22 protein-coding genes are annotated in these 22128 nt (G+C 64.7%); 10 read left to right on the forward strand and 12 right to left on the reverse strand.

The window, feature by feature from the left end; translation table 11 throughout:
- Positions 1-12: 12 nt before the first annotated feature.
- Together VN047_RS08685 and VN047_RS08690 are read right to left on the reverse strand one after the other, a co-directional pair.
- The gene (locus tag VN047_RS08685; protein ID WP_325541772.1) at positions 13-1449 is read right to left on the reverse strand and encodes a hypothetical protein; all 1437 of its coding nucleotides are present in this window, start codon (positions 1447-1449) and stop codon (positions 13-15) included.
- Entirely contained in the window at positions 1446-2126 is a 681-nt protein-coding gene (locus VN047_RS08690; RefSeq protein ID WP_325541774.1) for a helix-turn-helix domain-containing protein, read from the reverse strand. Before VN047_RS08690 ends, VN047_RS08685 begins: the two co-directional genes overlap by 4 nt.
- 374 nt (positions 2127-2500) lie before the next feature.
- Between VN047_RS08690 and VN047_RS08695 the strand changes: the two genes are divergently transcribed.
- Positions 2501-2749 (forward strand): helix-turn-helix transcriptional regulator, encoded by a 249-nt coding sequence (locus tag VN047_RS08695; RefSeq protein WP_325541776.1) that lies wholly within the window; start codon positions 2501-2503, stop codon positions 2747-2749.
- A 23-nt stretch (positions 2750-2772) separates the two neighbouring features.
- Here the strand turns inward: VN047_RS08695 and VN047_RS08700 are convergent, their stop codons facing one another.
- The gene (locus VN047_RS08700; protein WP_325541778.1) at positions 2773-3876 is read right to left on the reverse strand and encodes a flavin reductase; all 1104 of its coding nucleotides are present in this window, start codon (positions 3874-3876) and stop codon (positions 2773-2775) included.
- A gap of 102 nt (positions 3877-3978) precedes the next feature.
- A complete protein-coding gene (locus tag VN047_RS08705; RefSeq protein ID WP_325541780.1) occupies positions 3979-4959 on the reverse strand; it encodes a nitronate monooxygenase family protein in 981 nt (326 codons plus the stop codon).
- 128 nt (positions 4960-5087) lie between these two features.
- On the opposite strand from VN047_RS08705, the gene VN047_RS08710 reads away from it, so the two are divergent.
- The 7 genes from VN047_RS08710 to VN047_RS08740 all read left to right on the forward strand — a co-directional run bounded on the left by VN047_RS08710 (position 5088) and on the right by VN047_RS08740 (position 12324).
- Complete coding sequence (locus VN047_RS08710; protein ID WP_325541782.1) at positions 5088-6182, forward strand: acyl-CoA dehydrogenase family protein; 1095 nt, start codon at positions 5088-5090, stop codon at positions 6180-6182.
- On the forward strand, positions 6179-7384 hold the full coding sequence (locus tag VN047_RS08715) for an acyl-CoA dehydrogenase family protein (protein WP_325541784.1): 1206 nt from the start codon (positions 6179-6181) through the stop codon (positions 7382-7384). The genes VN047_RS08710 and VN047_RS08715 overlap by 4 nt, the downstream gene beginning before the upstream one ends.
- 11 nt (positions 7385-7395) lie before the next feature.
- On the forward strand, positions 7396-8178 hold the full coding sequence (locus VN047_RS08720; protein WP_325541786.1) for an SDR family NAD(P)-dependent oxidoreductase: 783 nt from the start codon (positions 7396-7398) through the stop codon (positions 8176-8178).
- Between the two features lie 30 nt (positions 8179-8208).
- On the forward strand, positions 8209-9459 hold the full coding sequence (locus VN047_RS08725) for an acetyl-CoA C-acetyltransferase (RefSeq protein ID WP_325541788.1): 1251 nt from the start codon (positions 8209-8211) through the stop codon (positions 9457-9459).
- 15 nt (positions 9460-9474) lie between these two features.
- On the forward strand, positions 9475-10605 hold the full coding sequence (locus VN047_RS08730; protein ID WP_325541790.1) for a CaiB/BaiF CoA-transferase family protein: 1131 nt from the start codon (positions 9475-9477) through the stop codon (positions 10603-10605).
- 133 nt (positions 10606-10738) lie between these two features.
- Positions 10739-11542 carry a crotonase/enoyl-CoA hydratase family protein gene (locus VN047_RS08735; RefSeq protein ID WP_325541792.1) on the forward strand — a complete coding sequence of 268 codons (804 nt, stop codon included), beginning with the start codon at positions 10739-10741 and terminating at the stop codon, positions 11540-11542.
- Positions 11543-11544: 2 nt separating this feature from the next.
- A complete protein-coding gene (locus tag VN047_RS08740) occupies positions 11545-12324 on the forward strand; it encodes a tyrosine-protein phosphatase (protein WP_325541794.1) in 780 nt (259 codons plus the stop codon).
- A gap of 3 nt (positions 12325-12327) precedes the next feature.
- On the opposite strand, the gene VN047_RS08745 is transcribed toward VN047_RS08740, so the two are convergent.
- The 6 genes from VN047_RS08745 to VN047_RS08770 form a co-directional block, all read right to left on the reverse strand.
- On the reverse strand, positions 12328-13662 hold the full coding sequence (locus VN047_RS08745; protein WP_414712684.1) for a metal-dependent hydrolase family protein: 1335 nt from the start codon (positions 13660-13662) through the stop codon (positions 12328-12330).
- Positions 13663-13735: 73 nt separating this feature from the next.
- Entirely contained in the window at positions 13736-14353 is a 618-nt protein-coding gene (locus VN047_RS08750; protein WP_325541798.1) for a phosphatase PAP2 family protein, read from the reverse strand.
- A gap of 3 nt (positions 14354-14356) precedes the next feature.
- A complete protein-coding gene (locus VN047_RS08755; protein ID WP_325541800.1) occupies positions 14357-14947 on the reverse strand; it encodes a hypothetical protein in 591 nt (196 codons plus the stop codon).
- A 21-nt stretch (positions 14948-14968) separates the two neighbouring features.
- Positions 14969-16366, reverse strand: coding sequence for a dihydrolipoyl dehydrogenase (gene lpdA / locus VN047_RS08760; protein ID WP_325541802.1), 1398 nt, complete (start codon positions 16364-16366; stop codon positions 14969-14971).
- On the reverse strand, positions 16359-16733 hold the full coding sequence (locus VN047_RS08765; protein WP_325541804.1) for an endonuclease domain-containing protein: 375 nt from the start codon (positions 16731-16733) through the stop codon (positions 16359-16361). The genes lpdA and VN047_RS08765 overlap by 8 nt, the downstream gene beginning before the upstream one ends.
- Positions 16734-16824: 91 nt before the next feature.
- Entirely contained in the window at positions 16825-18165 is a 1341-nt protein-coding gene (locus VN047_RS08770) for a pyruvate dehydrogenase complex dihydrolipoamide acetyltransferase (RefSeq protein WP_325541806.1), read from the reverse strand.
- 159 nt (positions 18166-18324) lie between these two features.
- Between VN047_RS08770 and VN047_RS08775 the strand changes: the two genes are divergently transcribed.
- A complete protein-coding gene (locus VN047_RS08775; protein ID WP_325541808.1) occupies positions 18325-18780 on the forward strand; it encodes a universal stress protein in 456 nt (151 codons plus the stop codon).
- Here the strand turns inward: VN047_RS08775 and VN047_RS08780 are convergent.
- Positions 18777-19166: a hypothetical protein gene (locus VN047_RS08780; protein ID WP_325541810.1), complete on the reverse strand. Its 390-nt coding sequence runs from the start codon at positions 19164-19166 to the stop codon at positions 18777-18779. The genes VN047_RS08775 and VN047_RS08780 overlap by 4 nt on opposite strands.
- 118 nt (positions 19167-19284) lie before the next feature.
- Between VN047_RS08780 and VN047_RS08785 the strand changes: the two genes are divergently transcribed.
- Positions 19285-20067 carry a helix-turn-helix domain-containing protein gene (locus VN047_RS08785; protein WP_325541812.1) on the forward strand — a complete coding sequence of 261 codons (783 nt, stop codon included), beginning with the start codon at positions 19285-19287 and terminating at the stop codon, positions 20065-20067.
- 41 nt (positions 20068-20108) lie between these two features.
- Here VN047_RS08785 and VN047_RS08790 read toward each other — a convergent pair.
- A partial coding sequence (locus VN047_RS08790) for a VacB/RNase II family 3'-5' exoribonuclease (protein ID WP_325541814.1) occupies positions 20109-22128 on the reverse strand: 2020 nt, incomplete at its 5' end.

Below are 22128 nucleotides of genomic sequence, written 5' to 3' on the forward strand. Positions count from 1 at the left end.
TTCTGTTTCAGGTTATTTCCCGCCGAACGGCATGCGCAGCGTGATCGATACGTCGGGCGCATCCTCGGTCACCCCGATCTCGAAACCGAGGTTGATCACGTCGCGCTGCGTCAGACGGTAAGACATGCCGAAATTGAGCGAGCCGACGTGCAGATAGTTGGATTTCTGGACGGTGTCGCCGATCTCCGATCGCGTCGGGAAGATATAATTGTGACGATAGCCGAGCGAAAAGGAGAAGCGCGGATTGAGCGCGAAGCCGAAGCCGATATTCGCGGAAACCGCGTCGCCCGGATCGACGCGCCCGATCAGCACGTCACCGACGATCCGGTTCACATCGCGAGGGATATGATAGAGGTAGGCCACCCCGCCATAGATTACCGCCGGGTCGGACGGCATCAGGAAATTGAGCCCCGGTTGAACCGCCCAGAAACCCGACCCGGTGGCAAGACCGGTCGCAACGCCGAATTCGTCATAATCAATCTCGAACGGCCCTTTGCCGGTATCGGATTTGACGCGCAGCGATCCGACAAAGATCGGCTTCTGGCCGACCGGGCGGTTGAACTGATAACGTAGTGAAAATTCGGCGTCTCCGACCCCGTCCTCGCGCAGGGCTATCTGCCGTACGATGCCTTCGTCGCGTTGCTGGACGACCTCGATCCGGTCGTTGCGATAGAGATAAGGCACGCGCACCTCGGCCTCGAGCCGGTCGCTGATCCCGTAGCGTAGCGACGCGGTGCCAACGAGCGTGTCACGATCGGCATCGGTCGCCTCGATGAGCCCGATCTGGATGCCGGGAATGAGTTCGATCCCGCGGAAGACGAGCCGGTTCGTCGACGAGCGCGTATATTCGAACGAGGGCTCGAAAAAGAGTTCGCCCGCGCGCGTCAATACGCCCTGCCCTTCCGGGACCGCCGCGACACGTTGTTCTGGCGACTCGCTCGGCGGCGGCGCTTCGCCGACGGGCGCATCGGGCAGTGCCACGGCATCGCTGCCGGGGCCGGGCAAAGCAGGACTTGGGCCAACGCCTTGCCCCGTGCCGGCACCGCGCAGAAGGTCGAGCGGCACGTCGGCGAGCCGGAAGGACGCGAGCTGGTCGACCTGCGCCTGCTGCGTCATGATCTGCTGTTGCAGCTTGTCGATCTGCTGTCCCTGCAAGGCGATCATCGCGCTTTGCCGCTCGATCAGGGCGCGCTGTTCCGCGATGATCCGTCGTTGCGCTTCTATTTCACTCTCGACGGGCGCGGCCGCCTGGCCTTCGCCCTGCCCGGCCGATCCCGACGCCACGGCATTCCATGTCGCACCGGTATCGAGGAAGGGGAGCGCATCGCACAGGCATTCGAGCGTCGGCGCGTCGCGTGCCTCGACCTGCGAAGGAACGAGCGCAGCCGACAGGCCGATCGCGGTGACACCGACGTGGCGCAGAAACGGTGGGGCTGGCGCGCGGTTCATAGCCCGACCTCCTGCCCGCTCGACGATCGCCGCAGCCTGCTTGCCGCGATCTTGTCGATCGCGGCGCCGATCTCGTCACCGGCAATGGCGCGCAACCCTTCGATGTCGGTCAACCGGCACAGTTGCGGCCCCTCCAGTTCGATCAGACCCCGACGGACGAAACCGGAAATGGTCCGGCTGACCGTGTGTATGGTCAGGCCGAGATGATCGGCGATGTCGCTGCGCGTCATCGGCAGCGGGATGCTGTCAACCGCTGCCAGCCTTTTTGCCGCGATCAGCAGGAATGCCGCGACGCGTTCGTTCGCATTGCGGCGGCCGAGCAGGAATATGCACTGGTTTGCGCTGTCGAGCGCACGCTCGAGTGCGTTGTTCTGCCCGAATGTATCGAATTCGACATTCAACGCAGGACGGCGGGTCAGGGTCGTGTTGGTAACCGCTTCGGCAGCGGCATCGCGCGCGCCATATTCGACACCGAATACATCGCCTTGGTAGAAAAACCCGGTCAGTTGCCGGTGTCCGTCCATATGAAAATGGCAGGTTCGAACGGTACCCGACAGGACCTCGAACCAGCAATCACCGGGATCGCCCTGAGAGAAGATAATTTCGCCCTTGCGAAATTTCAGGATCGTATTCTGGGGAATCGCTCCCCGATGGATTTCAGTCGACAGCCCTTGCACGCCACGTCTCCAATCTGGATTGGTTTTTGCGGCGACCCCGTTTGAAGAGTCTCATGTGCCTTTGATCATCGTGAATCCATCCGAAGAAAGACCTAGGAATTCGCGTGCATGATCAACGTAGACAAAACACTTACGTAATATTCCTTATCTTTTTCGGGAAAAAACATATTGAATTCAGCGCAATAGGAATATGCGTATAGCAAGTTACCTCTTTTCACTATTTAGCTTGAGTTAATTGCCAATCGGGACACCAGAGGATATCATGCAAGCCAGAGCAGGTGGGGCTGCGGCATTGCTGCGCATAAACGATGCTCGATGGTCGCCAATTGTCCACGCCTTGGGTGTCAGGGGATTGCGCCGTGCATCGAAACGCTTTGAATCTTGAACCGCATCTGACTTTTCGCGAACATCAGATCCTCGAACTGGTGGCGGTCGGATGGTCGGCCAAGCAGATCGCGCTGGAAATCAACATCGCCCCCCGAACCGTCGAGCGGCATATCGAGAATGTCCGGTTGAAGCTGAACGCGCGAAACCGCGCGCATCTCGTGACCCAGGCCATGCATCTTGGCCTGTTGGTCATCGAAACGCCGACGCCCGACGAACCGACCCTCTTCGAGCTTTAATCCCGCGGACCTCCCCGCTCCGCTCAGGCGAAATGCAGGCGGCGGTACTTTCCACGAAAATAGAGCAGCGGGTCGCGGTGCGGTTCGAATTGCGCGCGCACCACGCGGCCGACCAGAATATAATGATCGCCGGCTTCGTGCACCGCCTCGCGCTGACATTCGAACGATACCAGCGAACTCGCGAGCAACGGCACGCCGGTCTGGCCCGGCGACCACGGCTGATTTGCGAACCGGTCCTCGCCGCGCGTCGCGAAACGGTTCGACGTCGGTTGCTGACCGATCTGCAGTACGTTCACGCCGAAATGCACGGCCTCGCGCAGCACCGGCGCCGTCCCCGCCGAATTTGCGATGCACACAAGCAGCAGCGGCGGATCGAGCGATACCGACGTAAAGCTGTTCGCGGTCAGACCGACCGGTGTTCCGACCGCATCCAGCGCGGTCACGATCGTCACGCCGGTGGCGAAGCACCCCATCGCATCGCGCAGCGTTCGCGGATCCGACCCCGCCTTGAACTCCATCGCTTCGCGGGGCTGCCGCCGTTCGAGAAATTCGAGCAGTTGGCCAAGCAGGGCTTCGGTCCGGTCGGCACCGAGCGCGACGTCGCAATCCTCGATATCGGCGCTCTCGCCGATCGGCAGCGCGGCGTTGAACGCGTCGCTGGCGGCGCTGCAGTGCGCGGGCGAAAAGCCGCCGCGCACGACAAGCGTCGGAAGCGCGAGTCGCGCGGCGGTGCCGCTGGCGATCGCATCCGCATCGACCGGCATATCGACGACGACGAGCCCCGCCGCGAGATGCGCGCCATCGAGCGCCAATGCGCGCGTCGCAATCCAGCCGCCACGCTTCGCGGCGACGACGACCGGACGCGAGCCCATTTGCGCCAGCACGGCGCGCAGATCCTCGATATGCGGTGCGAGTTCGTCCTGTTCCGACAGGTCCCCACCCGGTTCGCGCAGGTCGAGATTGACCACCCGGCGCCCCGAAAGCACCAGCGCGTCGGCGACGTCGCGCCAGGCGGCGCGTCCTTGTTCCCCGTCGGGAATCAACAGCACAGCGGGATCATTGTCATCACCGAGCACGTCGGCCGACAGAAGCGCGCCGCCAAATCCCTTATAATCCGTAAGACTCAAAAATTTCCCCTGGAGCGCCGGCGGGCTCCGATATGATCGATCACCAATGAATCATATCATATCGAAAGCGCGCCCCGCGCGCCAGCGTATCGGCGCGGCAGCTTACGCCCTCAACGACGCGAGCCGCTGATCGACGATCGCATCGGCCTCCGCGATGATCCGGTCGATCAGTTGCTGACAGGTCGGAATGTCATGGATCAGTCCCTGCACCATGCCGGCCCAGAACACGCCCTTCGACAAGTCGCCCGTCTGGAGCAGTTCGCGGCCCGCCGCGCCCGCCACCAGTTCCTGGACATCGCCGAACTGTGCGCCCGGCTGCGACAGACGGCGCACCACCTCTTCGCTGACCGCGCTCTTGCCGACGCGCGCGGTGTTCTTGAAGCTGCGGAAGATCAGGAAGCTGCCACGCTCGTCATTTTCGATATAGGCCTGCTTCACATTATCGTGGATCGGCGCCTCGACGGTGGCGCAGAAACGCGTTCCCATGTTGATCCCGTCGGCACCGAGGCTGAGCGCCGCAACGAGGCCGCGGCCATCGCCGAAGCCGCCCGACGCCAGCATCGGAATCCTGACCTTGTCGGCGGCGGCGGGGATCAGGATCAGGCCCGGAATATCATCCTCGCCGGGGTGTCCCGCGCATTCGAAACCGTCGATCGAAATGATGTCGCAACCCGCACGTTCGGCCGACAGCGCGTGGCGCACCGCAGTGCACTTGTGCAGGATCGTGACGCCATGCGGCTTCAGCATCTCCCAGATCTCGCGCACCGCCTGCGTGCCGGCGGTTTCGACAATCTTGATTCCGCCATCGATGATCGCCTGCGCATAGGCCTTGTAATCGGGCGCATTGATCGTCGGAAAGACGGTCATGTTCACACCGAATGGCTTGTCGGTCATCGCGCGGCAGCGTTCGATCTCGGCGCTCAACGCCGCAGGGGTGGGCTGGGTCAACGCGGTCAATATGCCAAGCCCGCCGGCATTCGATACCGCGCTCGCGAGTTCGGCATAGCCCACGCTCTGCATGCCGCCCTGAACGATCGGATGCTCGATTTCGAGCATCTCGGTGATGCGCGTCTTGAAAGCCATGCCCCTTCTCCCTCGTCTGGTTCTTACCTTACGGCCGCCCGGTATCTGGCGCCGATTTGACTTGACGTTTACGTCAACGTCCGGTTCATTGGCAAGACAAGATAGGCGGGAGAAGGACGGATGCGGCCATGACCATCCTCTATGACGAAAGCCAGCAGGCGATCGCGACCGAGTCGCGGCGCGTACTCGAGGCAAGGGTCAGCAAGGATGCCTTGCTGCCGCTGCTCGAGACCGTCGGCGAATATCATCGCCCTTTCTGGGATACGGCAAAAGAACAGGGCTGGACCGCCCTCGCCCTTCCCGAAACCCACGGGGGACTTGACCTTGGCCTGGTCGAACTGGGGTTGATCGCGCATGAGGCCGGCCGGAGCATCAGCGGTGCGCCGTTCCTGACTTCCAGCTTCGGCGCCGCCAAGGCGGTTGAACTGTTCGGCTCCGAAACGCAAAAGGCGCGCTGGCTGCCCGGTTTGGCAAGCGGCGAGACGATCGGCGCGATCGCTTTTTCCGAAGGGCCGGACGCCCTGCCCCGGCGACCGGACGTCACACTCACCGACGACCGGCTCGACGGGACGGCACGCGGCATCTCCGCGGGGCTCGCCGCCGATATGGCGATCGTTCTGGCGAACCGCGCAGGCACGCCGGTACTCGCCATCGCCGACCTTGCCGGCGTCGAACGGTCTCCCGTGCCGAGCTTCGACAACAGCCGCTGCCTCGCCGATCTGCACTTTTCCGCAACCACGGCCGAGACGCTGGCGGCGGGCGACACGGCGCGCGACGCGGCACTCCACATATTGGCGCTACAGGCCGTCGTGACCGCGCACGAACAAACCGGCGGTGCCGAGGCGCTGATGGAGATCGCGCGCGACTATGCCCTGACCCGCCGCGCCTTCGGCCAGCCGATCGGCGCATTCCAGTCGGTGAAGCACCGTATCACCGAATTATACGGGCTGGTCGAACTCGCGCGCGCCAACTGCATCCACGCCGCTGCGCGCGAAGGCATGGCCGATTTCATCACGGCGGCAGCCGCCGCGCGTCTGTCGGCGACCGAGGCCTATGACAGCGCCGCGCGCGATTGCATTCAGGTCCATGGCGGCATCGGCGTGACATGGGAGATCGGCCTGCACCTCCACATGCGCCGCGCACGCAGCCTCGCCATCGAACAGGGCAGCAGCCTCTTCTGGGAGGATATACTGGTCGATCGACTGGCAGGAGAAGCGGCATGACCGATCTCGAAGCCTGGCGCGCCAAGGCCGCTGCATGGCTTGAATCGATGGCCCCGGCCTTTGGCCGCGAGGCGCGCAAGGGGCTGTCCGAAGCCGAAGATCTGGCGCTCGGCCGCAGATACCAGAAAGCGAAGTTCGACGCGGGATATGCCGGGATCAACTGGCCGACCGAATATGGCGGACAGGGACTGGGCCACCTCGAAAAGGTCACCTTCGACGCCGAGGAAATGAAGCATGGTTTCCCCAGCTTCTATTTCGGTATCTCGCTCGGCATGCCGGTCCCCGTGCTGATGCAGTTCGGCAGCGACAAGGCGTTCGTGAAGGAACGCGTGCTGAAAGCGCTGCAGGGCGAAGAAATCTGGTGCCAGCTCTTCTCCGAACCCTCGGGCGGGTCGGACCTCGCGGGTCTTCGCACCAAGGCCGAGCCCGACGGCAACGGGTGGAAAATCAACGGGCAAAAGGTCTGGACCAGCTGGGCGCATTACAGCGACTATGGCGTCATCGTCGTGCGCACCGATCCCGATGTGCCGAAACACAAGGGACTCACTTACTTCTGGGTCGATATGAAGGCGCCCGGCGTCACGGTTCGCCCGATCAGGCTCGCGGGGGGCGACAGCCACGTCAACGAAGTGTTCTTCGACGATGTGAAGATCAGTGACGATCATCGCATGTCCCCCGTCGGCGGCGGCTTCGCGGTCGCGATCGCGACGCTGATGATCGAACGTTATGTCGCGACCGACAGCGCGGGGTTCGGGCCGCATCTCGACCTGTTCGTCGACTTGGCGAAGAGCGTAGAGTTGAATGGCCGCCCGGCGATCGAGGACGGGCGTATCCGCCAGCAGATAGCGCGCAATTATGCGATGCGATCGGGGCTCGATTCGATCAACGTTCGCGCACGGCTGATGATGCAGGCGGGCATGATGCCGGGACCCGAGGGTTCGCTGGGCAAGCTGGTCGCGGTGCGCTCGCGCCAGAAACTCTCCGAACTCGCGCTCGACCTGCAAGGCAGCGACGCCTTCCTGTTCGACGAGCATGCCTCGCAAAAGGAGGATTGGGCGTCGAGCTGGATCAACGCGCCGACGGGCCGCATCGCGGGCGGGTCGGACGAAACCTTGCTCAACACGATCGCCGAAAAGGTTCTCGGCCTGCCGCAGGACCATCGCCCCGACAAGGGCATCCCGTTCAACCAGATTCCGGCCTGAGGAGCCTCCCCATGAAGATCGATTCCACCGTTGCAGCGGTCGTTACCGGGGGCGCGTCGGGCCTTGGCCGCGCGACGGCCGAGGCGCTGGCCGCGTCGGGCGTCAAGGTCGCCATTTTCGACATCAACGACGCGCTTGGCGAAGAGGTTGCGGCGTCGATCGGCGGGCTGTTCGTCCACGTCGACATCACCGACGAGCAATCGGTCCTCGACGGCTATGCAAAGGCGCGCGCGGCGCACGGGCAGGAACGCGTCTGCGTCCATTGCGCAATGACCTCGCGCCGCGGCAAGACGCTCGCCTATGACAAGGAAACGGGCAAGTTCCGTCGCACGCCGACCGAGGATTATGCGTATGGTGTCGCAGGGATTCTGACCGCCAGCTATCGTATCGGCTCGATTGCTGCCGAGGGCATGGCGACGCTTCCCGAGCTGGAAGACGGCGAACGCGGCGCGATCGTCTTCACCGCGTCGGTCGCGGCGCAGGATGCACAGATCGGGCAGGTGATCTACGGTTCGGCGAAGGCCGGCGTGAACGGCCTCGTGCTACCGATGGCGCGCGACCTGATGGACCTCGGCATCCGCGTCAATTCGATCATGCCGGGCGTATTCGGGACCCCGTTGCTCGGCAATATGAACCCGAAGGTGAAGGAAAGCCTCGAGGCATCGGTCCCCTTCCCCAAGCGGCTCGGCAAGGCAGAGGAATATGCCAGCCTTGCGATGGAAATGGTCCGCAACAGCTATTTCAACGGCCAGGCGGTCCGCCTCGATGGCGCGATCCGCATGGCACCCCGTTAATCGTCACTCCCCTCAGAAAGGAATTTCTCCATGGCCGAAGCCTATATCATCGACGCCGTTCGCACCCCCCGCGGGGTCGGCAAGCCGGGCAAGGGCGCGCTTTCGCACCTCCACCCGCAGCACCTTGCCGCAACGGTGCTCGCCGCGATCCGCGACCGCAACAATCTCGACACCGCGACAGTCGACGACATCGTCTGGTCGACATCGAGCCAGAACGGCAAACAGGGCGGCGACCTTGGCCGCATGGCGGCGCTTTCGGCGGGTTACGACACCAAGGCCAGCGGCACGACGCTCGATCGCTTCTGCGGCGGCGGCATCAGTTCGGTGAACTTCGCGGCGGCCAGCGTGATGAGCGGCATGGAAGATTGCGTCATCGCCGGCGGGACCGAGATGATGAGCTATACGACCGCCTATGCCGCCGAGCAGGCGAATGCCGGATTGCCGCCGCGCCTGATGGGTTCGGGCCATGAGGCGCTCGACGAACTCCACCCGCAGTCGCATCAGGGCGTGTGCGGCGACGCGATCGCGACGATCGAGGGGATCAGCCGCGAGGCGCTCGACGCGCTCGCCCTCGTCAGCCAGCAGCGCGCCGACCGCGCGATCAGGGAAGGTCGCTTTGCCAAGTCCGTTGTACCCGTGCTCAACACCGACGGCAGCATCGCACTCGACCATGAGGAATTCCCGCGGCCCGAAACGACCGCCGAGGGTCTTGCGTCGCTCAAGCCCGCCTTCACCGGCCTTGCCGATTTCGATCTTGGTGGCGGCTTCACCTTCCGCAAGCAGGTCAACCGCCGCTACCCCGATGTCGAGATCCAGCATTTCCACCATGCCGGCAATTCATCGGGCGTCGTCGATGGTGCCGCGGCGCTGCTGCTGACGTCGAAGGACTATGCCGACAAGCATGGTCTCAAGCCCCGCGCGCGCGTCGTCGCTTACGCAAACATCGGCGACGATCCGACGCTGATGCTCAACGCGCCGGTCCCGGCAGCCAAGAAGGTGCTCGAAAAGGCGGGACTCAACAAGGAAGACATCGACGTCTGGGAAATCAACGAGGCCTTCTCGGTCGTCGCCGAAAAGTTCATCCGCGACCTCGATCTCGACCGCGAGAAGGTGAACATCAACGGCGGTGCGATGGCACTCGGCCATCCGATCGGCGCCACCGGGTCGATCCTGATCGGTACCGCGCTCGACGAACTCGAACGCTCGGGCGGCCGTTATGGCCTCGTGACCATGTGCGCCGCCGGCGGCATGGCGCCCGCGATCATCATCGAACGCATCTGACGACAGGAGAGACCAATGTCCGGGCCGCTGAAGGGCATCAGGATCATCGAATTTGCCGGTATCGGTCCCGGTCCCTTCTGCGGCATGATGCTTGCCGACCATGGCGCCGAGGTGATCCGCATCGATCGCCCCGGCGGCTTCATGGATCCGCGCGATCCGCTGAGCCGCAACCGCACCTCGATCATGCTCGACATGAAGAAGCCCGAGGCGGTGCAGATCGCGCGCGATCTTTGCAAGAGCGCCGACGGGATCATCGAAGGCTATCGGCCCGGCGTGATGGAACGTCTCGGGCTCGGACCCGAGGTGCTGCTCGCCGACAATCCGAAGCTTGTTTACGGCCGCATGACCGGCTGGGGCCAATTTGGCCCCTATGCGCAGGCGGCGGGGCACGACATCAACTATATCTCGCTGTCGGGAGTACTTCACGGCATCGGGCGCGCGGGCGAAAAGCCCGTGCCGCCCGCGAACTATGTCGGCGATTTCGGCGGCGGCGGGATGATGCTCGCCTTTGGCATGTCGAGCGCGCTCGTCCACGCCGCGCGCACCGGCGAGGGGCAGGTGATCGACTGCGCGATGACCGACGGCTCCGCGCTGCTCGCGGGCATGAGCTGGTGGTTCCACGCTGCCGGGCGACTGCAGGATCAGGCCGGGGTCAACATGCTCGACGGCGGCGCCCATTTCTATGACAGCTATGTCTGTGCCGACGGCAAGTTCATCTCGATCGGATCGATCGAGCCGCAATTTTACGCGCTGCTGCGCGAGAAGACCGGGCTCGACAGCGACCCCGCCTTCGATGCGCAGATGGATCCCGCGCAATGGGGACCTCTGAAAGAGAAGCTGACCGCTCTGTTCAGGACGAAAACCCGCGACGAGTGGTGCGACCTCATGGAAATGACCGACGTCTGCTTCGCGCCGATCCTGTCGCTGAGCGAGGCGCCGCAGCATCCGCACAATGTCGAGCGCGAAACCTTTCTGACCATCGGCGGCGCGGTCCAGCCCGCACCCGCCCCGCGCTATTCGGCGACAATCAACGACACGCCTCGCCCCGCCCCGGCGGTCGGGGCTGATGGCGATGCGGTGCTTTCGGTGCTCGGTTATGATGCCGAAAGGATCGCGTCGCTGCGCGAAGGCGGCGCGCTGCGTTGATAAGCAGGTGCTGCGTTTTCGATTGTTGAACTGGCCGCGCTCTTTACATCGATGATCGAAAGGACGGGGCCAAGGCCTTGCATGGCACCCCGGCCATCAATAGCGTTTGCAAGGCAGCAAAGGAATATCGAGCATGGGCGAGTTTTTGAGTGTCGAGCGGCGGGGCAAGATCGCCATCCTGACGATGATCAAGCCCGAAAGCATGAACGCGATCGGCACCCACGAGGATTGCGAGGACATTATCGCGACGATGCGCGAGCTCGGTGAGGATCGCGGCGTCAGCGCAATCATCCTGACCGGCAGCGGCAAGGCGTTCAGTGCCGGCGGAAATCTGAAGGGAATGAAGGACCGCACCGGCATCGGCGTCCTCGACCAGCCCGATTCGACGCGCTCCAACTATCGCAAGGGCGTGCAGGCGGTGATCCGTGCGTTGATGGACTGCGAAATTCCGATGATCGCCGCAATCAACGGCCACGCGATCGGGCTGGGAGCCGACCTCGCCTGCACCTGCGACATCCGTATCGCGGCGGAGAGCGCCAAATTCGCGTGCAGTTTCGTCAAGGTCGGGATTGTTCCGGGCGACGGCGGCGCGTGGCTGCTCCAGAAAATTCTCGGTTATCCGCGCGCGGCAGAGCTGTTCCTGACCGGCGACCGTTTTGACGCGCAGCAGGCAAAGGAATATGGTCTGGTGACGGACGTCGTGCCCGATGCGGAACTGCTGGACCGTGCGGTTGCGATCGCCGAGCGGATCGTTTGCAACCCGCCGCGCGCGCTGCGGCTGACCAAGCGGCTGCTCCGCGAAGCGCAGCACAGCCGGATGAGCGACATATTGGAGCTCAGTGCCGCCTATCAGGCGATCGTGCACGAAACGGCCGACAACCGCGAGGCCATCGACGCCTTTATCGAAAAGCGTGCGCCGGTGTTTACAGGAGAATGACGATGATAGCCGAGCGCGTCCTGCCACTGGCCGGTGTCCACAATTTCCGGGACTATGGCGGCTATGCCGTCGAAGGCGGCGGGCGGCTCCGCGACGGAACCCTGTGGCGCTCGGCGCATCACGAGGCCGCGAGCGACGACGATCTCGTCGCGCTCGACCGCCTCGGGCTCGAAACGGTGATCGACCTGCGCGGCGACGACGAACGCGAACTGCATCCGTGCCGTCGCTCCGACAATTTCTCCGCGCGCGTGCTGTTCGCCGGAGGAATCACCGCGGGCCTCGCGCCGCACCTGCAGGCCGCGGGCGGCACGATCGATGTCGAGACGGCGCGCGACCGGATGATCGACACCTATGCCGGCATGCCCTATCGCCCCGCGCTCGTCGCGACGCTGCGGCTCTACCTTGCAGCGCTCGCCGAATACGACGCGCCCAGCCTCGTTCACTGTGTCGCGGGCAAGGATCGCACCGGCTTCGCCGTCGCGATCGTCCACCGGCTGCTCGGCGTCCATGAGGATGACCTGATGCAGGATTATCTGCTGACCAATACCGCGGGCAAGATCGAGGAACGCATCGCGCAGGGCGCGGCGCACATCCGTTCGCGCTATGGTGCCGAAATCCACGACGATGCGATCCGTGCGTTGATGTCGGTCAATCCCGCCTATCTCGACGCTGCGCTCGCCACCGTGCGCCGCGACCATGGCGATATCCCGACCTATGCCGAGGCGGTGCTGAACTTCACCCCCGACATGCGCGAGGCACTGGTCGACCGGCTGGTGGTCTAGGGGCTATTCGCCCCTGACGAGCACCCCGCCCTTCACCACCGCATCGACGCTTTCGAGCTGGCGTATGTCGGTCAGCGGATCGCCGTCGACCGCGACGAGGTCGGCGTAACGTCCGACCGCGATCGCCCCGACATCCTTCTCGCGGTCGAGCGCCTCGGCGGCGTTCTTCGTCGCGGCCTGGATCGCCTGTAGCGGGGTCATCCCGTATTCGACCATGACGCGGAACTGCTTGCCGACCTCGCCGTGCGGCATCACGCCGGCGTCCGAACCGAACACCATGCGCACGCCGGCCTTCACCGCCTTGCGGAAATTGTCGCGCTGGATCTGTGCGATCTCGCGATCCTTGCGCAGATTGTCCTCGAGCACGCCGTTCTTCGCGCCTTCGGCCTGCGTATATTCGGTGTTGTAGATATCCATCGAGAACCATACGGGCCGTTTGCGCGCTAGCGCGGCGCGGATGCCTTCGTCGTTGACCAGGCTGACATGTTCGATCGTATCGATTCCCGCTGCGATCGCGGCACGGATGCCTGCCGCGCCATGCGCGTGCGCGGCGACGCGAAGGCCCCATTGATGCGCTTCATCGGCGATCGCCGCGAGTTCCCTTTCGGAAACCTGAAGCTGCCCGGGTTCGGTATTGCGCGAGAAGACGCCGCCGGTTGCACAGACCTTGATCACCTCGGCGCCATATTTGCGCTGGCGGCGCACCTGATAGCGCAGTTCTTCCGGCGTATCGCCGATCCCTTCTTCCTTGCCGTCTTTCTTTTCGAGGCTGGGCGGCAAATATGTGCTGTCGCAATGTCCGCCGGTGGCGCCCAGCGCATATCCCGCCGGCACGATGCGCGGGCCGGTGGCATAGCCGGCGTCGATTGCCTGCTTGAGCCCGATGTCATTGCGATTGTCCGATCCGACGTTCCGCACCGTGGTGAAACCCGCGCCAAGCATGTCGTTCGCATTCTTGACCGCGGTCATGCCCCAGAAGCTGTCGGTGAATTCCAGCCCGCGATAGCCGCCGATATCGGCGGGGCCGTCGAGGTGGACGTGCATGTCGATGAGCCCGGGAAGCAGCGTCTTGTCGCCAAGGTCGATATGTCTGACGTTCGATCCCCAGCGGACGGTACGCGCATCGGCGATATTTGCGATGCGCCCGTCGGCGCCGACAAAGATCGCGGGATAGTCAACCGTCTTGCCGGTCAGCACATCAATATAGCGCGCCGCGGTAACGACGGTCTGGCCGTCGGCATCCTGCGCCTGCACAGGCATGGAGGACGCCGCGAAAAACGCGATTGAACCAAAAGCGATTCCCCGCAGAGAATTGCCGAACTTCGCACTGGATTGCATGTCTGGTCCGCCTGTTGTTGGTGCCCGCCAACCAGATGGCAAAACGGGGCTTGATAGGACAGCGGAAAATGCGTCAGCCGACAGCCTTCTGCTTCGCGAACCACCAGGTGCCGAGCAGCGCGAAGGCCGCACCGAGCATCGTGCCGCCGACAATGTCGCTTGCCCAATGGACACCGAGCATGATGCGCGAGAAGCCGTTGAGGATGATCATCGCCGCCGCGAGCGCCCAGGCGAAGGGCCGCCAGCGTGGCGGCGCGAGCCAGGCGAGGAGCAGGTAGACGGCCGCGGCGCTCGTTGCATGCCCGCTGGGATAGGAAAAGCTCGTCTGGTGGTCGAGATGATCGATCACGTCGGGCCGCGCGCGACCGAAGCCGAGCTTCATCAGGCTGGAGGCAAGGTTCGAAAGCAGCGATGCGCCGCCGAGCGCGACGGCGCAGCGCGGACCGCACCAGTGCCAGACAAGCCCGCACAGCAGGATGACGATCACCCAGCGCGGCGTCCCGCCGCCGATCCAGCTCGCGCCCTGCATGAAGGCGATGAAGGCGGGGTCGCTTTCATCTACGCGGAGTGCCAGCGCGTGCGAGACCTGCCAATCGGCCGCATGCGTCCAGCCTGCACCGACCGCGAAGCCGAGCAGGATCGTCGCGGCGATCAACGCCGATGCCGCCGGTGGCCGGGAGATAGCCGTCATCCTTCAGCTGCTTTCCGGTGTGCGCCGCGATTGGCGCCATGCATCGAGGTGGGCCGCAAAGCGACGTAGTTGTTCCGTCCCGCCGTCGATATCGTTGTCGATCAGCCGGAGTTCGCGGGTCGCGCCACCGGCGCGGTAGCGAAGATAGAGACCATGCCGCAGCCGGGCGCCGAGTTTTGCCGGTCCGGAGGCGTCCCCCGGCAAACGGTCGGCGCGATCGAATATGGCGTCCGCGATCGCCTCGACGGGCAATGGATCGGCCTCCGCTCCGTAGCTCGAATGGAGATGAAGGCGGCCGCCTTCGGTCCTTGCCGCAACCTCGCGGGTTACCGCGCGCAACCCGTGTCGCCCGGCGTAGAAAAGGCACGCGCCCCCCGCGACGATCAGCAACGGCATCTTGAGCGGCACCAGCGGGTCGCGGTGCGGTGCGGGCGCCGGCAGTTCCATGCCGGAGAGGCGCAGGGTTTGCGGTGGCGCCTCGCGCTCGGCGTGCATCAGGCCTGCTACCGCAAAGGCGATCGCCGCCACCCCCAGAAAGAACAGCATCTTGAGAATGCTGCCCGTCCGGGAGAAATGAAGGATCGACGGATTCAAGCGGTGATGCCTCGTCCGGCCCTAGATGTGGAGCGGACGCCCGAATGCCGCGAGCACGCCTTCGTGCATCGTTTCGCTCAGCGTCGGATGCGGGAAGACGGTGCTGATGAAATCATCCTCGACCAGCTCGGCGGTCTTGCCGATCGTATAGCCCTGAATCAGCTCGGTGACCTCGGCGCCGATCATGTGCGCGCCGAGCAGTTCGCCGGTCTTCGCATCGAACACCGTCTTGGTGAATCCTTCGGATTCGCCCAAGGCAATCGCCTTGCCGTTGCCGATGAAGGGGAAGGTGCCGGCCTTGACCTCGTAACCCAGTTCCTTCGCCTTCGCCTCGGTCAGCCCGACGCTGGCGATCTGCGGGCGGCAATAGGTGCATCCCGGGATGTTGCGCGGGTCCATCGCGTGCGGGTGATTGCCCGCGATCGCCTCGACCGAGATCACCGATTCATGCATCGCCTTGTGCGCAAGCCAGGGCGGCGCGGTGACGTCGCCGATCGCCCAGATGCCGGGGACATTGGTGCGGCACATCGCGTCGGTGTCGATATGGCCCTTGGTCGTCTTCACGCCGAGCGCTTCGAGCCCGATATTCTCGGTGTTCGGGACAATGCCGATCGCGACGATCGCGTGGCTGAACTCGGCGCTTTCCGCCTTGCCGTCCTTGGTCTTGATCTTCGCGGTGACGCCGTTCGCGGTCGCCTTCAGTTCCTCGACGCCGGCGCCGGTGAAGATCTTCATGCCCTGTTTCTTGAGCGCCTTTTCGAGGAAAGCCGACACATCGGCGTCCTCGACGGGGACGAGGCGGTCGAGCATTTCGACGACGGTCACGTCGACGCCCATGTCGCTGTAAAAGCTCGCGAACTCGATCCCGATCGCGCCTGATCCGATGACGAGCAGCTTCTTCGGCATTTCGGGCGGGACGAGCGCGTGGCGATAGGTCCAGATGCGCTTGCCGTCGGCGGGCGCGAACGGCAGGTCGCGCGCGCGCGCGCCGGTCGCGACGATGATGTTCTTCGCGGTCAGGGTCTCGCTGCCCTTCTCGCCCTTCACTTCGAGCTTGCCCGGCGCGGTCAGCTTGCCCTCGCCCATATGGACGGTGATCTTGTGCTTCTTCATCAGGAAGGCGACGCCCTGGCTGAGCTGCTTCGCGACACCGCGCGACCGCTTCACCACCGCATCGATGTCGGCGCTGATCTCCTGCGCGATCAGGCCGTAATCGCCCGCATGCTGCATATAATGATAGATTTCGGCCGAACGCAGCAGCGCCTTGGTCGGGATGCAGCCCCAGTTGAGACAGATGCCCCCGAGATTCTCGCGCTCGACGATCGCGGTTTTCAGGCCCAGTTGGGCCGCGCGGATCCCCGCGACATAGCCGCCGGGCCCCGAACCGAGGACGATGAGATCGTAATTGGTGTCAGCCATTATGGGCTCCTTCTAAAGCCCCTCTCCCCTTGCGGGAGAGGGGTTGGGGAGAGGGGGTGGACGTTTCGTCCTGCAGCGCCGTCCAGATAGCTTCGCTTACACCCTCGGTGTTGGTTAGAATGTCGTTGTTCCAGAAACGCAGCATCCGGAAATTCTGCTGGGAAAGATATGAATCGCGCGCTTCGTCGTAGGCGTTTTCTGCATGTTGCGACCCATCCGCCTCGATAATCAGGCGATGATTGAAGCAAATGAAGTCAACGATATAGCGGTCGATTGGAACCTGGCGTTTGAACTTGTAACCCGAGAACCGCTTGGCGCGCAGAAGCTTCCACAATGCTCGCTCTGCATCTGTCGGCTCGGATCGCATGCGCTTCGCTCGGGCGAGTGCGACAGGCCGCCCCCCTCTCCCCAACCCCTCTCCCGCAAGGGGAGAGGGGCTATGGGATGCGTTCGGCATTTTACGCCACCAGCCCCAGCGGGTTCTCCACCAGTTCCTTGAAGGTCTTCATGAGGAGCGCCCCGTCCGCCCCGTCGATCGCGCGGTGGTCGAAGCTGCCGGTCGCCGACATCACGGTCGCGATCGCGAGCGCATCGTCGACCAGATACGGCCGCTTCTCGCCTGCGCCGATCGCCATGATCATCGCCTGCGGCGGGTTGATCACCGCGGTGAACTGCTTGATCCCCATCATGCCCATGTTCGAGATCGAGGCGGTGCCGCCCTGATATTCATTGGGCTGAAGCTTGCCCTCCTTCGCCTTCGCCGCGAGTTCGGACATTTCGGTCGAGATTTTCGACATCGACTTGCCGCCGGCATCGACGATGATCGGGGTGATCAGCCCGCCGGGGATGCTGACCGCGACCGAGATGTCGGCGCGGCTGTACTTGCGCATCACGTCGCCGCCGAAGCTGACGTTGCACGCGGGCACGCGTTCGAGCGCGACCGCGAGCGCCTTGATCAGCATGTCGTTGACGCTGAGCTTGACGCCGCGGCTTTCAAGGCTGGCGTTGAGTTCGCCGCGCAGCTTGAGCAGCGCATCGAGACGGATGTCGACGGTCAGGTAGATATGCGGCGATTGCTGCATCGACTCGGTCAGGCGGCGCGCGATCGTCTTGCGCATGCCGCTGAGCTTCTCGTCCTCGTGCGGGATGCCGAAATCGGGGATGCTGCCCGTGGTGGCCGGTGACGGTGTTGCTGCCGGGGCGGCGGGAGCAGCCGTGCTCGGCGCCGTAGCGGGCGCTGCGGGCGCGCCGGCCGATGCGCCGTCGAGGTCGTCCTTGACGATGCGGCCACCTGGGCCGGTGCCCGTGACGGTCGAGAGATCGATTCCGCGCTCGGCCGCGAGACGCTTTGCGAGCGGGCTTGCTTTGATGCGATCGCCATCTTTCGTCGTCCCAGCGGAAGCTGGGACCGCTGGCGTCGGCGCACTCACGGGAGCGGCCCCAGCTTGCGCTGGGGCGACGTCTTTGGTGGGGGCTGGCGCTTCGGCCTTCTGTTCGGGAGCAGGAGCCGCGGCGGGCGCAGGCGCTGGCGCAGCCTTCGTACTCGCCGCATCTTCATCCTCGCCCGCGATCGTCGCGATCACGGTGCCGACCTTCACATTGTCGGTGCCTTCGGCGACGAGAATTTGCGCAATCGTGCCCTCGTCGACCGCTTCGAACTCCATCGTCGCCTTGTCGGTCTCGATCTCGGCGAGCAGGTCGCCCGACTTGACCGTATCGCCCTCCTTCACCAGCCATTTGGCGAGGGTGCCCTCCTCCATCGTCGGCGAGAGAGCGGGCATTTTCAGTTCGATTGGCATGTCTAGGCTTGTCCCTGTCAGTCTTGCAGGCGGGGCCTGCCGCTACGGATTCTTCTTCGCCATAAGCCCTGTACCGATCAAGGTCCAGCGGGCCAGCTTGCGTTTCATACGAATGTGACGCACTCTTTGGGCCAAGCAAAAACACGAGGGGTCGGGGCGATGCGGACATATCTGGTGGTGATCGACGACAGCCCGGAGGCGTCGCTGGCGTTGCGCTTCGCGGCGCGGCGCGCGGCACGAACGGGCGGCGGCGTCATCGTACTCGCGATCATTCCGCCGCATGATTTCGTTGCGTTCGGCGGCGTCCAGGCGACGATCGAGGCCGAAGCGCGCGAGCATGCCGAGGAACTGACCGCCGCGGCCGCCGATGCCGTGGTGCAGGAAGCGGGTGTGACGCCGCAGATATTGATCAAGTCGGGAAAGCCCGTGGAGGTCGTGCGCGAGCTGATCGGCGCAAGCGACGAGATCGCCGCGCTGGTGCTCGCGACGGCGCCGTCGGGAGCGCCCGGGCCACTGGTCGCGCATTTCACCGGACAGGATGCGGGAACCCTCCCCTGTCCGGTGATGCTGGTGCCGGGCGGGATCGATATCGCCCGGCTCGATGCACTGAGTTAGGCGGCCGCGACGCGCGGCGTCGCCACCGCTTTCCATTCGAGAATCGCGAAACCGAGCACGGCGAAGGCCTGCGCGACGACGACCGCGATGCCGAGACCGGTCATTCCGGCGGCAAAGGTCGCGACGACCGCGAAGCTCGCGGCGACCCAGCCGAGATTGCCGATCGCGATCAGCTTGACCAGCGCGGCACCCGGCGCCTTCTGCAGCGCGGCAACGACCATCAGCAGCGCGGCGGCGAGGCAGATCCAGCCGCCCACCGCGACGACATTGGCGGGCAGGCCGAGTAGCGCGCCGACCGGCGCGGCGGCGAGGAGGCCGATGGCGAAAACGCCGGTGCAGGTGACGGCGTCGGCGATGAGGATGTTCTTGAGATTGCGGATCGACATAGTGATTCTCCTTTCGACCCGTCCCAATTGGACCGCGGATTGAATGGCGTCGATTACGCGTGAGGTAATGGAAAAAGAGAAGGCCGGGGTATAGCTGGCGTTACGAAGGAGAATGATGATGAAGCCCGCAGCCCTTGGCGAACAACTCCGCGAATGGCGCGTCCGGCGCCGGATGAGCCAGATGGACCTCGCGCTCGACAGCGAGATTTCGACGCGGCATCTGAGCTTTATCGAGACGGGCCGCTCGAAGCCGAGCGCGGCGATGCTGCAGCGGCTCGCCGATTGCCTCGAAGTGCCGCACCGCGCGCGCAACGCACTGCTCCTCGCGGGCGGCTACGCCCCCGACTATCAGGAGCGGCCGCTCGACAGCGCCGAGATGGCGGGGATGCGGGCGATCGTCGAACATGTGCTGAAAGGGCATGAGCCCTACCCCGCGCTCGCGGTCGATCGCCACTGGAACATGGTCGCGGCGAATGCCGCCGTCGCGCTGCTGATGCAGCTCGCGGCGCCCGAATTGTTCGAGCCGCCGGTCAATGTGCTGCGGGTCGCGATGCACCCCAAAGGCCTTGCGCCGCACATCGTCAATCGCGGCGAATGGCGCGCGCACCTGCTCGAACAGCTCGATCACCAGATCGACGCGAGTGCCGACGCTGGCCTGATCGCGCTGCGGGAGGAACTGGCGGGCTATGGCGACGGTGCCGACGCGCATGACGGCAGCGCGGCGAACGGCATCGCGGTGCCGCTGGTCCTCGACACGCCGATGGGACAGATCCGCTTCGTGTCGACGGTGACGATCTTTGGCACGCCGGTCGATATCACGCTCTCGGAGTTGGCGATCGAGGCGTTCTTTCCCGCCGATGCCGAGAGTGCGGCATTGTTGCAGGCGATGGCGGCGCAATAGCCTGTCACCTCCGCCTACGCGGGGACGACAAAACGGGCCTGTTACCGCTTCCGTCCCTTATGCTTGATATTGGCGGGGCGGCCGCGCTTGCCGACCATATGCTTGCCCGCCCTGTCTTTTCCGGCGCCCTTGCCGGGCTTCTTCACCCCGTCGCGGCGCGGCGGGCGGTTCCGGAAGCCGCCTTCGGGGGCGTCGGGCAGTTCGAAGCGCAGCGCGCCGCTGATCGGATTGGCGTCGAGCAATCTGAGCTCGATCCGCTGGCCGACGCTATAGCTCACCCGCCCATGCTCGCTGTCGAGTGTCCGCGCCGCCTCGTCGTAGAAGAAGCGTTCGCTGCCCAAGGTCGAGACCGGCACGAGCCCGTCGCCGCCGAGCCCGTCGACGGTCGCGAAGAAGCCGAACGGCTGCACCCCCGTGATGCGCGCGACGAGAATCTCGCCGGTCTTGGTCGCGAGGTAAGCCGCGACATAGCGGTCGACGGTCTCGCGCTCGGCCTCCATCGCGCGGCGTTCGAGCGCGCTGATCGTCTCGCCAATGCGCGACAATCCCTTGGCGTCGGCCTCGCCCAGCCCCGTGCGCGCCGGCAGGTCTTTGGGCTTGCCGGGCACTTCAAGGCGGTAGCTGTCGACGAGCGCGCGGTGGACGATCAGGTCGGCGTAGCGGCGGATCGGCGAGGTGAAATGCGCATAAGAGCCGAGCGCGAGGCCGAAGTGACCCGCGTTGGCGGGGCCATAATAGGCCTGCGTCTGGCTCCGCAAAATCGCCTGCATGATCTCGGGCAGCCGGTCATCTTCCGAAAAACCGTCGATCAGGCGGTTGAACACCGCCGGCGTGATCACCTGCCCGAGCGCGAAGCTCTGTTCGAAGGTTTCGAGATAATCCTTCAGGCTGACGAGCTTCTCGCGGCTCGGCGGTTCGTGGATGCGGTACATCACCGGCGATTTCTTCGCCTCGAGCGCCTTCGCCGCCGCGACGTTCGCCGCGATCATATAATCCTCGATCAGCCGCATCGAATCGAGCCGGTCGCGGACGCGGATTTCCGCAATTCCGCCCTGCTCGTCGAGAATGACCTGACGTTCGGGCAGGTCGAGGTCGAGCGGCGCGCGGGCGGCGCGAGCCTTCGCGAGGAGCGCCCAGCACGCCCACAGATTCTTGAGCGTCGGGAGCACATCGGCGTCCCACTCATCGCGCGGCATGTCGGCGTCATAGGCCGCCTGCGCATGTTCATAGGCGATGTTCGCGCGCAGCCGCACGAGCGCGCGAGCGAAACGCCATGACGTCACCTTGCCATGCCTGTCGATGACAAGATGGCACGCCATCGCGGCCCGGTCCTGCCCCGCTTTCAGCGAACAGACGCCCGCCGACAGCGTTTCGGGAAGCATCGGCACGACCTGATCGGGGAAATAGACGCTATTGCCGCGCCGCCGCGCTTCGCGGTCGAGCGCGCCGTCGGGGCGAACATAGTAACTGACGTCGGCGATCGCGACGATCGCGCGAAAGCCGCCCTTGTTGGAGGGATCGTCGTCGGGGATGGCCCAGACGGCATCGTCATGGTCGCGGGCGTCGATGGGATCAATGGCGACGATCGGCAGCTCTCGCAGGTCCTCGCGCCCGTCGGGGGTGAGCGGCAGCTTCGCCGCCTTCTCGGCCTCGGCGAGCGTTTCGCCGTCGAAGACGTGCGGAATTTCGTGCCGCGCGATCGCGATCATGCTGAGGGCGCGCGGTGCGAAGGGATCGCCCAGGCGCTCGACGACTTTCGCCTTGATCGCCGCGCCGCGCCCGGTGAGTTCGGCGCGGACGAGATCGCCGATATCGGCATCGCCCTTGTCGGCGACCGTGAAGTCGTAGCGCGCGCGCTTGTCGGCGGGGCGCAGCCAGACCATCGGCTTGCTGCCCGGCCCCACATCTTCGACGAGCACGCCGATCACCATCTCGGCGCTCGCCTGAAGGCGTTTCATCGGGTGCGCTACATGGCCGCTGCCGCGTTCCTCGGTGCGCGCGAGGATGCGGTCGCCGACGCCGAGCGCGCCTTTGCGTCCCTGCTCCATCACGCGCAGCCGC

Origin of the sequence: Sphingopyxis sp. (assembly GCF_035565275.1) — a bacterium.
Taxonomy (GTDB): Bacteria; Pseudomonadota; Alphaproteobacteria; order Sphingomonadales; family Sphingomonadaceae; genus Sphingopyxis.